This window comes from Vreelandella halophila, from assembly GCF_019903425.1.
Classification (GTDB): Bacteria; Pseudomonadota; Gammaproteobacteria; order Pseudomonadales; family Oleiphilaceae; genus Halospina; species Halospina halophila.
This window is the reverse complement of the sequence record NZ_JACHUZ010000006.1, coordinates 1-1,163: the sequence shown is the minus strand read 5'-3', so window position 1 is coordinate 1,163 and position 1,163 is coordinate 1. Positions and strand designations below refer to the sequence as shown.

1 protein-coding gene is annotated in these 1,163 nt (G+C 56.9%); it reads left to right on the top strand.

Going from position 1 to position 1,163, the window contains the following annotated elements:
- Window positions 1-71: 71 nt before the first annotated feature.
- Entirely contained in the window at window positions 72-1,022 is a 951-nt protein-coding gene (locus H4I92_RS00105) for an IS5 family transposase (RefSeq protein WP_077528626.1), read from the top strand.
- Window positions 1,023-1,163 lie beyond the last annotated feature (141 nt).

The following is a 1,163-nucleotide window of genomic DNA, read 5'->3' as shown; positions in this document are numbered from 1 at the left end:
GGAACCTCTGAAAAAGCCCCCGGATTTGCGACAATAGCGCCAGAGCCACCAATCGGGAAGGTCTTCACGCCATGAGCCAGATCAGCTTTGCCGAAGCCGAATACCAGAACAAAAAGCGCAAGACCCGCCGCGAGAAGTTCCTGGAGCGCATGGATCAGCTGATCCCCTGGAAGAAGCTGGAGAACAAGGTTGCCCGCTACTATCCCAAGGGCGAGAACGGCCGCCGGCCGTATCCATTGCAGGTGATGCTTCGCATCCACTGCATGCAGCTGTTCTACAACCTTTCCGATCCAGCGATGGAAGACGAACTCTACGAGATCGAGTCCATGCGCCGCTTTGCCGGCCTGACCCTGGCCGATTCGATTCCGGACGAAACCACCATTCTCAACTTCCGCCATTTTCTGGAGCAGCACAACCTGGGCAAGGCGATGTTCAAGGAAGTGAACAAGCACCTGGAGCGCCAGGGCCTGATGCTGCGCGAAGGCAGCATCGTGGATGCCAGCATCATCTCCGCGCCCAGCTCGACCAAGAACAAAAGCGGCGAGAGGGATCCGGAAATGCACCAGACCCGCAAGGGCAACCAGTGGTATTTCGGAATGAAGATGCACACTGGTGTGGATGACGGTTTTGGGATGATCCATTCGCTGGAAGTGACTGCTGCCAATGAGCACGATCTCAATGCGGCTGGCGCGTTGCTCCACGGCGATGAAACACGGGTTTTTGGCGATTCCGGTTACCGGGGCATTGAGAAGCGCAAAGAGCACCGGCACCGGAACGTCGACTGGTTCATCGCCCGGCGCCCTGGTGTTACCCGACAGCTGGCGGAAGGCAGCAACCTTGCCAGGGCGGAAAAGATCAAGGCCAGTGTTCGGGCGAAGGTCGAGCATCCGTTTCGTACCATCAAGCGTCAGTTTGGTTACGCTAAGGTCCGCTACCGCGGCCTGGCGAAGAACGCCAATCGGCTTTACCTGTTGGCAGCGTTCAGCAACATGCTTGTCGGTGAACGATACCTCCCCGCGTAGGGGAAGTGTGTCCGGTGGCCGCCAAAAAGGCGTTAACCGGACAAAAGATGAACAAATAGACCGGGCATTTATCGCCGAAATCGGTTCATCTCCGGATCGAAATCGGGAATTGGCGTTCAAAACTGGTTATTCAGAGGTTCC

Excerpts from the sequence above, each read along its gene's own strand:
- H4I92_RS00105 (WP_077528626.1), top strand. The coding sequence starts at position 72 with ATGAGCCAGATCAGCTTTGCCGAAGCCGAATACCAGAACAAAAAGCGC.